This is a genomic window from Streptomyces sp. NPDC085460, assembly GCF_044541975.1.
Taxonomy (GTDB): domain Bacteria; phylum Actinomycetota; class Actinomycetes; order Streptomycetales; family Streptomycetaceae; genus Streptomyces.
In genome coordinates this window covers 15,982-26,662 of the sequence record NZ_JBITTO010000019.1, presented here as the reverse complement: position 1 = coordinate 26,662, position 10,681 = coordinate 15,982, and the positions used below count along the sequence as shown (strand labels likewise).

The window sequence follows — 10,681 nt, the reverse complement described above, 5'->3', positions numbered from 1 at the left end:
TCTCGTCAGGTACGGATCCGAGGAAGGCGCGGCGAGGACCGCGAGGACGCACCGATCGGGATGCGCGCACGCGGGTGCCGCCGCGGGACAGGGGAAGGCGGGGACGCCTTCGTCGAGTCACGAACGCGGGGACAGGGCCTCGGGTTTCGGGTACTCCGCCGGATCACCAGGGCCGTGGTCACGTACCGGTGCCATGCGTGTCTGCTCCATCCTCGTGGACAACACGGAACACCCCACGGCCGGTATCCTGACTCCCGGATCAGCGCATGCTCTCCGGCCTTCCCGACGGATGGTTTCCGTCAGTGGCCTGACCTGCTGGAAGAGCACACTCCCCGGTCACAGTGGCGGGACCGCGCCGGAATCACACCGGCTTCCCTGCACCGCGGGCTCGTCACGAACATATAGTTGGACGTCCTAGTAAGTCCACCCCCACCCCGTCACGGCCAGGACGTCTGGACAGTCGACCGCGCGAGCCCGCGTGACCGGCGAGGAACCCCATAGGCTCGGACCATGCGCATCGTCTCCTTGCTGCCCGCGGCGACCGACATCGTGGCCGAGCTCGGGCTGGCCGCCGACCTGGTGGGACGGACCCATGAATGCGACTGGCCGCCGCGGGACGTGGCCGGGGTGCCGGTGGTCACCACCGCCGGGTTCTCGTCCGAGGACCTGACCAGCCGGGAGATCTCCGCGGCGGTCGGCGGCGCGGCGCACGGCGGCTCCTCGCTTTACACCCTCGACGCCAGGGCTCTCGCCGCTCTCGCGCCCGATGTCGTGCTCACGCAGGACCTGTGCGATGTCTGCGCGGTGTCCTACGAGGCTGTCTCACGCGCGGTGCGCGTCCTGGACGGCGGTTCCCGAGTCCTCAGCCTGGAGCCCCGCACCCTGGACGACGTCCTGGACTGCCTGGTCACGGTCGGTGAGCTCCTGGGCGTGCGTGAGCGGGCCGAGCGGCGGCGCGAGGAGCTGCGCGGTCGGCTGGCCGCGGTACGTGGCCTCACGGCGGGCCGGCCCCGGCCCCGGGTCGTGGCGGTCGAGTGGCTCGATCCGCTGTGGCCCGCGGGACACTGGGTGCCCGAACAGATCACCTGCGCCGGCGGCGAACCGTTCCTCGCCGCTCCCGGAGAGCACACGAAGCCGATGACATGGGAGGCCGTCCAGGCTGTCCGCCCCGACGTCCTCCTGGTCCTGCCGTGCGGCTTCCCGCCCGAACGGACCGTGCGCGAGCGCGACCTGTTGACCTCCCTCCCCGGTTGGGACGATCTGCCGGCGGTACGGTCGGGCGCGGTGTGGGTGCTGGACGGGCCCGCCTACTTCAACCGGCCGGGCCCCCGGGTGGTGCGCGGCGCGGAGGTTCTCGCGCACGTCCTCCACGGGGTCCGGGCCGGGGACCCCGTGTCGACGGCCGAGGCGTTCCCGCTCCCCTGATCCCCGGGTCAGTCCGAGGGGTCGACGACCGGATACGGGACGAAGGTGCTCGCGTTCTGGTCGATTCTGAGCGGTCGCCCGAGGGGCGGGGCCGCGCGCTGGGGGGCAGTCTAGGCGTTCGCAGACGCGGCAGCCCATGCCGATCGGGGTGGCGGCGGCCGCGTTGTCGAGGTCGAGTCCGTCCGAGTACACGAGCCGGTGGGCGTGGCGGATCTCGCAGCCGAGGCCGATCGCGAAGGTCTTTCCGGGCTCGCCCCAGCCGCCCCGGTGCCGGGTGACGGCGCGGGCCGTCCACAGGTAGCGCTGCCCGTCGGGCATGGCGGCGATCTGGACGTGGATGCGGCCCGGCGCGGCGAACGCCTCGTACACGTTCCACAGCGGGCAGGTGCCGCCGGCGCGGGAGAAGTGGAAGCCGGTGGCGGACTGCCGCTTGGACATGTTGCCGGCCCGGTCGACGCGGACCAAGGAGAAGGGGACGCCGCGCAGGCGGGGGCGCTGGAGGGTGCTCAGGCGGTGGCAGACCGTCTCGTAGCTGAGCCCGAAGCGGTCGGTGAGTCGTTCGATGTCGTACCGGAACTCCTCTGCCGCCGTGTGGAACGCCGTGTAGGGGAGGATCAGCGCGGCGGCGAAGTAGTTCGCGATGCCGATGCGCGCCAGCTGGTGGGCCGGGCCGTCCGAGGGGAAGTCCTCGGCCGCCTGCCGGTCCAGGCCGTCCCCGTACTCCAGCAGCGCGAGCTGCGTGGCGAGCCGGAAGGCGCGCTGGCCGGGGCGGAGGCGGGCGGACAACCGCAGGATGCGGGTCTTCTCGTCGTAGGAGTGCAGCCGGTCTCCCGTCTCGGTGGAGAAACGGACGCCGTGCCGGTCGGAGAGCCGCCCGCTCAGGGCACTGATGATCTCGCCGGGCCGGATGCCGATCTCCGCCGCGAGCGCCTCGGCCGCGAGATCGGTCTCGTGCAGGTAGTTCTGCCTGCGGTAGAAGAAGTCGCGGATCTCCTCGTGCGGGGAGCGCGGCAGCTCCGGATCCGATCCCCTCGGGTCCGCCGCGTCGGCGATCCGTTCGGCGAGACGCTGGTTGCGCCGCCCCAGGTCGACCAGGACCCGGGCGACCGCCGGAATCCGCGAGGCCAGGTCGGCGAGGTCGGACGGGGAGACCCGGGCCGCAGCAAGCTCGCCGGAGAGGGCTTCACGGAGGTCCGCGACGAGGCGGCCGGTGTCCCTCGGTGAGGCGCGGCAGCACGGGCACCGTGAGCGCTCGGGCGTCGTGCTCCATCTGATTGAGGTAGCTGGGCGAGATGGCCAGGGTGCGCGCCAGCTCCGCCTGGCTCATTCCGCGATCCTCGCGAAGTCGCCGCAGCCGTGCCCCCGCGTACGTCTTGCTCACCCTCGCTCCTCCGATCGTTCGGAACCTCCCTCGGCGTCAGCGTATGCCAGCCGGACACGCCCACACCATTAGCAAGGTTGGCAAAGTGCAGCGGATTGATTCGCAAAAATTGGCATGGATCCACGGTTGATGGCACTGGGTGCCAGTGCCAAAGTCTGAGTGCGGCCCGCCGGACCCGACAGGTCCAGGGCAGGACCGGGACCCGATCATGCCCTGACTTCGGCAATCCTGGCCTTGAAGACCCGGATCGGCACAGATTGCTCACCTCCGCCCGTCCGGGCACCCGGCGGGCCGCACCCTTTGACAGGACACTTAGTGCCAGGCCGCGCAGATAGTTGACGGAATTGGCAAAGGACGACCGAAGGAGACGGTGACGGTCATGGCAGACACGAACACGACGACGGCGGCCGCGGCGGATCTGGCCGCGCGCTGGGCGACGGACCCCCGCTGGGCCGGCATCGAGCGCACGTACACCGCGGAGGACGTCGTACGCCTCTCGGGCAGCGTCCGCGAGGAGCACACCCTCGCCCGGCGCGGCGCCGAGCGGCTGTGGCGGCAGCTGCACGACCTGGACTACGTCCACGCGCTGGGCGCCCTGACCGGTGGCCAGGCGGTCCAGCAGGTGCGGGCCGGGCTCCAGGCGATCTACCTCTCCGGCTGGCAGGTCGCCGCCGACGCCAACCAGGCGGGGCACACGTACCCCGACCAGAGCCTCTACCCGGTCAACTCCGTGCCGCAGGTGGTCCGCCGGATCAACAACGCGCTGCTGCGCGCCGACCAGATCGCCACCGCCGAGGGCGGCACCGACACCACGGACTGGCTCGCGCCGATCGTCGCCGACGCCGAGGCCGGCTTCGGCGGCCCGCTCAACGCCTTCGAGCTCACCAAGGCCATGATCGCGGCCGGCGCGGCGGGCATCCACTACGAGGACCAGCTGGCCTCCGAGAAGAAGTGCGGCCACCTCGGCGGCAAGGTCCTCGTGCCGACCGCCCAGCACATCCGCACCCTCAACGCGGCCCGGCTCGCCGCCGACATCGCCGACGTCCCCACCCTGATCGTCGCCCGCACCGACGCGCTCGCCGCCACCCTGCTGACCAGCGACATCGACGAGCGCGACGCGCCGTTCGTCACCGGCGAGCGGACCTCCGAAGGCTTCTACCACGTCCAGAACGGCATGGGCCCGGTGATCGCCCGCGGCCTCGCCTACGCCCCGTACGCCGACCTGATCTGGGTCGAGACCGGCACCCCGGACCTCGCCCAGGCCCGCGAGTTCGCCGAGGCCCTGCACGCCCGCTACCCGGGCAAGATGCTGGCGTACAACTGCTCGCCGTCCTTCAACTGGAAGGCGGCCCTGGACGACGACCAGATCGCCAAGTTCCAGCGTGAACTCGGCGCCATGGGCTACAAGTTCCAGTTCATCACCCTGGCCGGCTTCCACTCCCTCAACCACGGCATGTTCGACCTGGCCCGCGGCTACGCCGAGCACGGCATGACCGCCTACGTCGACCTCCAGGAGCGCGAGTTCGCCGCCCAAGCACAGGGCTTCACCGCCGTCAAGCACCAGCGCGAGGTCGGCACCGGCTACTTCGACCTGGTGTCCACCGCGGTCAACCCGGCCTCCTCGACGACCGCGCTGGCCGGCTCCACCGAGGAAGAGCAGTTCCACTAAGCACCACCGCGACCGGACAGTTCGCGTCCCGGCCGAACGGGGGCAAGCGACCGTCTCCGCCCGCCCCCGTTCCCCTCTCAGCCCAGGAGAGTCCGATGACCACCAGCGCCCCGACCCGTCAGGTCCGTGTCCTGGCCGCCCCCGGCGACCGCCACGACGAGATCCTCACCCCCGCCGCCCTCGACTTCGTCGGCAAGCTGGCCGCCGCCTTCGGCGAGCGCCGCCGGTGGGTCCTGAAGGAGCGCCGTCGGCAGGCCATCCGGCTCGCCACCGGTTCCCCGCTCGACTTCCCGGTCGCCACCTCGGGCGTCCGCGCGGACCGCGCCTGGCGGGTGGCCCCGCCCGCGCCGGGCCTGACCGACCGCAGGGTCGAGATCACCGGCCCGCCCGAGCGCCGGATGGCGGTGAACGCGCTCAACTCCGGAGCGCGCGTGTGGATGGCGGACTTCGAGGACGCCACCGCGCCCACCTGGGACAACGTCATCGGCGGGCAGCTGGTCCTGCTCGACGCGATCGAGCGGCGCATCGACTTCACCACGCCGGAGGGCAAGGAGTACCGCCTCGGGGAGCACCTCGCCACGATCATGGTCCGGCCGCGCGGCTGGCACCTCGACGAGGAGCACCTGGAGTTCGACGGCCGCCCGGTCCCGGCCTCGCTGGTGGACTTCGGCCTGTACTTCTTCCACTGCGCGCAGCGGCAGATCGACGCCGGACACGGCCCGTACTTCTACCTTCCCAAGCTGGAGAACCACTACGAGGCCCGGCTGTGGAACGACGTGTTCCTCCTCGCCCAGGAGCTCCTGGGCATCCCCCGGGGCACCGTCCGCGCCACCGTCCTGATCGAGACGATCACCACGGCATTCCAGATGGAGGAGATCCTCCACGAGTTGCGCGAGCACAGCGCGGGTCTCAACGCCGGCCGCTGGGACTACCTCTTCAGCTTGATCAAGACCTTCGGCCACCGCACCGACTTCCTGCTCCCCGACCGCGCGAAGGTCACCATGACCGCACCCTTCATGCGGGCGTACACCGAACTCCTGGTCCGCACCTGCCACCGGCGGGGAGCGCACGCCATCGGCGGCATGGCCGCCCAGGTCCCCAGCAAGGACCCGGCCGCGCACGAGGCGGCTCTGGCCAAGGTGCGGCTCGACAAGGAGCGGGAGGCCGAGGACGGCTTCGACGGCTCCTGGGTCGCCCACCCGGGCCTCGTCCCCGTGTGTCGGGAGGTCTTCGACGGTGTCCTGGGCGACCTTCCGGAGCAGATCCACCGGACGCGTGACGACGTGGAGACCACGGCGGCCGACCTGCTCTCCGTCCGCCGGATCAGCGGCCCGCCCACGGCCGAGGGGGTGCGCACCAACATCGCCGTGTCCCTGCGGTACTTCGACGCCTGGCTGCGCGGTCAGGGGGCCGTGGCCATCGACGGTCTGATGGAGGACGCCGCCACCGCCGAGATCGCCCGCGTCCAGATCTGGCAGTGGCTGCGGCACCGGGTGATCGACCGGGAGGACGTGCTCCTGGTCCTGGACGAGGAGTTGACCCGGCTCGGCGCGGAGTACCCGTGGGCCGCGCTCGACGAGATCCGCGGGCTCTTCGAGCGCACGTCGCTCGCCGCCGAACTACCCCTCTTCTTCACCCCCGAGGCCTACACGCGCCATCTCGTCCAGACCGCCACCGCGGAGGCGATGGCATGAGCGCCGCCGACATCCGCCGTGTGGGGATCGTCGGTGGCGGTCAGATGGGCGCCGGCATCGCCGAGGTGTGCGCGCGAGCCGGTCTCGACACGCTGCTCTGCGAAGCGACCGGCCCCGCAGCCACCGCCGCCCGCGAGCGGATCGCCGTCTCCCTCGAACGCGCCGTGCAGCGCGGCAAGCTCGACCGGTCCTCGGCCGAAGCCGCCCTCGACCGGATCGCGACCACGGCGGAACTCACCGATCTGGCCGACCGGCAACTCGTCGTCGAAGCCGTCACAGAGGACGGCGACGTCAAGACGGCGGTGTTCACGGCCCTCGACAAGATCGTGGAGGATCCGGCCGCGATCCTGGCCACGAACACCTCCTCCCTCCCCGTGATGCGCCTGGGCATGACCACCGGCCGGGCCGACCGGGTCGTCGGACTGCACTTCTTCAACCCCGTACCCGTACTCCCCCTCGTCGAGGTCGTCACCACCCTGCACACCGCCGCCGAGGTGACCCGCGACGTGACGGACTTCGCCACCCGCACCCTCGGCAAGACCGTCATCCAGTCGCGCGACCGGGCCGGCTTCATGGTCAACGCCCTGCTCGTCCCGTATCTGCTCTCCGCGATCCGCATGACCGAGTCCGGTTTCGCGACCGCCACGGACGTGGACCGCGGGATGGAACTCGGCTGCGCCCACCCGATGGGCCCCCTCAAGCTCGCCGACCTGATCGGCCTCGACACGGTCGCGTCCATCGCCGAGTCGCTGTACGAGGAGTTCAAGGAACCCCTGTACGCGCCGCCGCCCCTGCTCATGCGCATGGTGGAGGCCGGGCTGCTCGGCCGGAAGGCGGGGCGCGGGTTCCACAGGTACGACCGGGAGGAGAGACCCGGTAGTCCGGGCTGAGGGGCCTGGGCGGCGCGCGAGCACCGGGTGAGGGTCCGGTGCCGTGTGCTGGGAGGGCGGGAAGCGTGGAGGCTTCCCGCCCTCCCTCGCGTTCTCCCGCATACCACCCCACCGGCCGAGCGGCCGTCGCGGGCCACCCGCAACCTGGCCCGGTCCGCCCTGACCGGACCCGTTCCGGAAGCGGTCGCCCTGGCGTCGCCGGATCGGGCCCCGCGTACCCGACCGGTCCGCTGGGTGGTGGGAATCGATCGCAGTCAAGGGGAGAGCAGTGTCGGACGGTACGAAACACATCGCGGTGATCGGGATCGGTTCCGGGGATCCCGACCTCGGTTCCCTCAACATCGCCGCCGCCATGGCTTCCCCAGACCTGGGGCGACGGTGGAGACCGCGGTGCGCGCCCTGACCTCCGTCTCCGACCAGTCCGACATCGGCGCCGTGCCTTCCGTGGCCCGCGGCAACGACCTGTCCCACGCCATCGGCCTCGGTCAGATGAACCTCCACGGCTACCTGGCCTCGCAGCGCATCCACTACGGCAGCGAGGAGGAAGTGGATTTCACGGACATGTACTTCTACATCGTCGCCTACCATGCCCTGCGCGCCTCGAACCGGATCGCCATCGAGCGCGCAACGGCGTTCGACGGCTTCGCCGGCTCCGCGTACGCCGACGGTTCGTACTTCGACAAGTACACCGACCGCACCTGGGAGCCGGCAACCGCACGCGTACGGGGCCTCTTCGCGGAAGCCGGGATCCCCCTTCCCACACGCGACGACTGGCGGGAGCTGAAGGGGGCGGTCCAGGCGCACGGCATCTACAACCAGTACCTCCAGGCTGTCCCTCCCACCGGGTCCATCAGCTACATCAACGACTCCACCGCCTTCATCCACCCGGTCGCCGCCAAGGTGGAGATCCGCAAGGAGGGCAAGCTCGGCCGCGTCTACTACCCGGCACCGCACCTGGACGACGACAACGCGGAGTACTTCCAGGACGCGTACGAGATCGGCGCCGAGAATACGGCAGCGGGACCGGGTAAAGCCCAGCCCGTTGGTAGGTGTCGATGTAGTTCACACCCGCAGCCGCCACGTCGACCAGGAGCTCACCCGGGCCTGGCGCGCCGATCGCCACCTCCGCGACCTCGAGCACCTCCGGGCCTCCGGTCCGCCGAACCTGCACTGCTGTGGGCATGCGCCCTCCTCAACTCCGGTCACGTTCTCGGCCGCTACGACTGTAGCTGCCGAAAGGTTTCCTCAGCTGACTGGAGGCGGGGGGCAATCGGGCGGGTGCGGTACGGGGCCAAGTCCGCACTGAGCTGGGAGGACACTGTCGTGTGCTCGGGGCCTCTGCTACCTCCGAGTTCCAGTGCAGGGCCAAGCCGGCGGCGCGCCCGCCGAGGTCCCGGTCCCGGTCACGGTCACGGTCGCGGTCACGACTACGCTCGCTCCGCGTGTGCTCGCCGAGACCACGCCCGGTCGCGTCGCCCTCGTCCAGCCGGACGCCGACTGGCACGTCTCCGAGGCGGACGGCTTCCCCCGGAGTTTCGCCACGCGGGATACGTCGTTGTACAACGCGCCGATCCGCTGACGGGAGCCATCATGAGTCGTGCTCGACAGGCATCCGAAATGCCCATCCCCTTGGTCCCGGCTCTCGTCCTGGTCCTGCCCCTGGTCCTGGCGCTGCTCCTCCCTCTGCTCGCCGCCCCCGTCGCGGCGGAGCAGACACTCTTGCGGGCCGCCGATCCCAGTGTGCTCCGGGTGGGCTCCACGTACGTCGCCGTCCAGGCGGCGGGGGGCTCGATCGTCGTACGCCAGGCCGCCACCACCGCCGGACTCGCCACCGCGCCCGCCCACACCGTCTGGACCGACAGCGGAGGGCTCGGCGAGGTGTGGGCGCCCGAGATCGTCCGCGACGGCGGCCGCTACTACGTCTACTTCGCCGCCGGCGAGGGCGCCGCTCACCGTATGTACGTCATCAGCTCGACGGCTCCCGACAGCGGATACACCTCCGCCACCCGGCTCGCCCTCCCGGACGACAAGTGGGCCATCGACGGCACCCTGTTCACCTACGGCGGGGAGCGCTGGTTCGTCTGGTCCGGATGGGCGGGCGACACCGACGTCGAGCAGAACCTTTACATCGCCCGCATGAGCAGTCCCACCACCGCCACCGGCGCCCGGTACGTCATCTCCCAGCCGCGCGAGAGCTGGGAACGGGTCGTCGGCGACCCGTACATCAACGAGGGACCCGAACCCGTCAAGGACCCTGACGGGCGGCTGCACATCGTCTACTCCGCCAACGGCAGCTGGAGCGACAGCTACTGCCTGGCCGACCTGCGGCTCCGGGCCGGCGGCGACCCCACGCACGTCTGGGACTGGTACAAGTCCAACGGCTGCCTCTTCGGCTCCCACCGCGACACGATGATGGCCGGCTGGGATCCCACCCTCCACGTCGACGGCCCCGGCCACCACACCTTCGTCCTGCTCGACGGGGACATCGCCACCAGCCCGCCGGCCGGACCTCGGTTCCCGCTCATGTTCCACGCCGTACCGAAGGGCACCCCGTACGCCTGGGAGAACCGCTACTGGTACACCGGCACCTTCTGCTGGTGGGGCGACACGACCTACCGCCGCGCGAACGTCCCCGGACCGACCTCCGACACCGGGTGGAGTCTGAAGTTCTTCGAGTAGCGCCCGTGGGAGGGCCCGCGCTCTCCTCGGGTCGGACGCGCACCGTTCGCCCGGAGCCGACGGACCGAAGCAGTCGGCTCCCTGCTTCGGAATCGCGGGCGGATCGGTGCGTGTCGTGTCGGGCTCCTGGGCTACCAGCGGTCGCGGTGTACGACCTCCGAGACCGGACGGCGGCGTACGGGGCCGAAGTTGCCCATCGGCCAGCCGACGGGTATCGCGGCGAAGGTGCGCATGTCCTCGGGAATGCCGAGGGCGTCCTTCCACTCCTCCTCCAGCATCAGGTGCCAGATGGTGATGTTCGCGGCCAGGCCGAGGCCCCGGGCGGCGAGCAGCAGATTCTGTACGCCGGGGTAGACGCAGGATCCTTCCGCCAGGGCCATGAATCGTTCCTGCGTTTCCATCATGCGCTTGGTCGCCGCCGGGCCGAGCGCCTCTGCGGAAGCGAGGTAGCCCTCCTCGGTCACCCTCGGCGCGGGGAACTGGTAGCAGGGGATGACCAGTACGGGGGTGTCGGCGAAGTGGTCACGCTGGTACTCGATCGCGGCGACCATCCGGCCGTAGGCCGCCTCGTCCATCCCGGCGGGGGCGAGCGCGCCCGTCGTCGCGAGGTAGGCGTCCACGCAGCGCTTCCACAAGGGGGCGAGACGGGCCATGACGTCCCGGTCGGTGACGACGACGTACTCGAAGCGCTGCATGTTGCCACCGCTGGGACCCCAGACCGCGGCCTGCACGAGCTGCTCGACGAGCTCGTCCGAGACCGGGTCGGGCTTGATGCGGCGCATGGCACGCATGGTGGACATGATGTCGAAGAGACGCGGATCGCCGTTCGCGGGCGTGAGATCGATCATGGTCGCGGAGTGTAGACCCCGTCGCCGGTCCGACGACAGGCGTGCCCGTGTCCGGCGCCGTGCCGGGCGGACACGGGAAGGGGCCTCCCTCTGCG

Annotated in this window: 7 protein-coding genes, 2 pseudogenes and 1 riboswitch; of the genes and pseudogenes, 7 read left to right on the top strand and 2 right to left on the bottom strand. The window is 70.9% G+C overall.

What is annotated here, in order from left to right; all coding sequences use genetic code 11:
• Positions 1–219 precede the first annotated feature (219 nt).
• Positions 220–400: riboswitch (cobalamin riboswitch) on the bottom strand.
• 110 nt (positions 401–510) lie between these two features.
• On the top strand, positions 511–1,425 hold the full coding sequence (locus ACIGHB_RS32650; protein WP_399918232.1) for an ABC transporter substrate-binding protein: 915 nt from the start codon (positions 511–513) through the stop codon (positions 1,423–1,425).
• Between the two features lie 8 nt (positions 1,426–1,433).
• On the opposite strand, the pseudogene ACIGHB_RS32645 reads toward ACIGHB_RS32650, so the two are convergent.
• Positions 1,434–2,806, bottom strand: a pseudogene (locus ACIGHB_RS32645) (short-chain fatty acyl-CoA regulator family protein).
• A gap of 379 nt (positions 2,807–3,185) precedes the next feature.
• Between ACIGHB_RS32645 and aceA the strand changes: the two are divergent.
• The 6 genes and pseudogenes from aceA (at position 3,186) to ACIGHB_RS32615 (ending at position 9,738) form a co-directional block, all read left to right on the top strand.
• Positions 3,186–4,475 (top strand): isocitrate lyase, encoded by a 1,290-nt coding sequence (gene aceA, locus ACIGHB_RS32640; RefSeq protein ID WP_399918231.1) that lies wholly within the window; start codon positions 3,186–3,188, stop codon positions 4,473–4,475.
• A gap of 95 nt (positions 4,476–4,570) precedes the next feature.
• Positions 4,571–6,169, top strand: coding sequence for a malate synthase A (gene aceB, locus ACIGHB_RS32635; protein WP_399918228.1), 1,599 nt, complete (start codon positions 4,571–4,573; stop codon positions 6,167–6,169).
• The gene (locus ACIGHB_RS32630; protein ID WP_399918226.1) at positions 6,166–7,059 is read left to right on the top strand and encodes a 3-hydroxybutyryl-CoA dehydrogenase; all 894 of its coding nucleotides are present in this window, start codon (positions 6,166–6,168) and stop codon (positions 7,057–7,059) included. The genes aceB and ACIGHB_RS32630 overlap by 4 nt, the downstream gene beginning before the upstream one ends.
• Positions 7,060–7,381: 322 nt before the next feature.
• Positions 7,382–8,067: pseudogene (locus ACIGHB_RS32625) on the top strand (ribonucleotide-diphosphate reductase subunit alpha); the annotation flags it as partial.
• Positions 8,068–8,503: 436 nt separating this feature from the next.
• Positions 8,504–8,638: a hypothetical protein gene (locus ACIGHB_RS32620; protein WP_399918324.1), complete on the top strand. Its 135-nt coding sequence runs from the start codon at positions 8,504–8,506 to the stop codon at positions 8,636–8,638.
• 38 nt (positions 8,639–8,676) lie between these two features.
• Entirely contained in the window at positions 8,677–9,738 is a 1,062-nt protein-coding gene (locus ACIGHB_RS32615) for a glycoside hydrolase family 43 protein (protein ID WP_399918322.1), read from the top strand.
• A 131-nt stretch (positions 9,739–9,869) separates the two neighbouring features.
• Here ACIGHB_RS32615 and ACIGHB_RS32610 read toward each other — a convergent pair whose 3' ends face one another.
• Complete coding sequence (locus ACIGHB_RS32610; RefSeq protein WP_399918224.1) at positions 9,870–10,586, bottom strand: nitroreductase family protein; 717 nt, start codon at positions 10,584–10,586, stop codon at positions 9,870–9,872.
• Between the last annotated feature and the right edge of the window lie 95 nt (positions 10,587–10,681).

Bases quoted from the DNA above. Each gene is read 5' to 3' on its own strand.
- ACIGHB_RS32650 (WP_399918232.1), top strand. From the start codon at position 511: ATGCGCATCGTCTCCTTGCTGCCCGCGGCGACCGACATCGTGGCCGAG.
- aceA (WP_399918231.1), top strand. From the start codon at position 3,186: ATGGCAGACACGAACACGACGACGGCGGCCGCGGCGGATCTGGCCGCG.
- aceB (WP_399918228.1), top strand. From the start codon at position 4,571: ATGACCACCAGCGCCCCGACCCGTCAGGTCCGTGTCCTGGCCGCCCCC.
- ACIGHB_RS32630 (WP_399918226.1), top strand. From the start codon at position 6,166: ATGAGCGCCGCCGACATCCGCCGTGTGGGGATCGTCGGTGGCGGTCAG.
- ACIGHB_RS32615 (WP_399918322.1), top strand. From the start codon at position 8,677: ATGCCCATCCCCTTGGTCCCGGCTCTCGTCCTGGTCCTGCCCCTGGTC.
- ACIGHB_RS32610 (WP_399918224.1), bottom strand. From the start codon at position 10,586: ATGATCGATCTCACGCCCGCGAACGGCGATCCGCGTCTCTTCGACATC.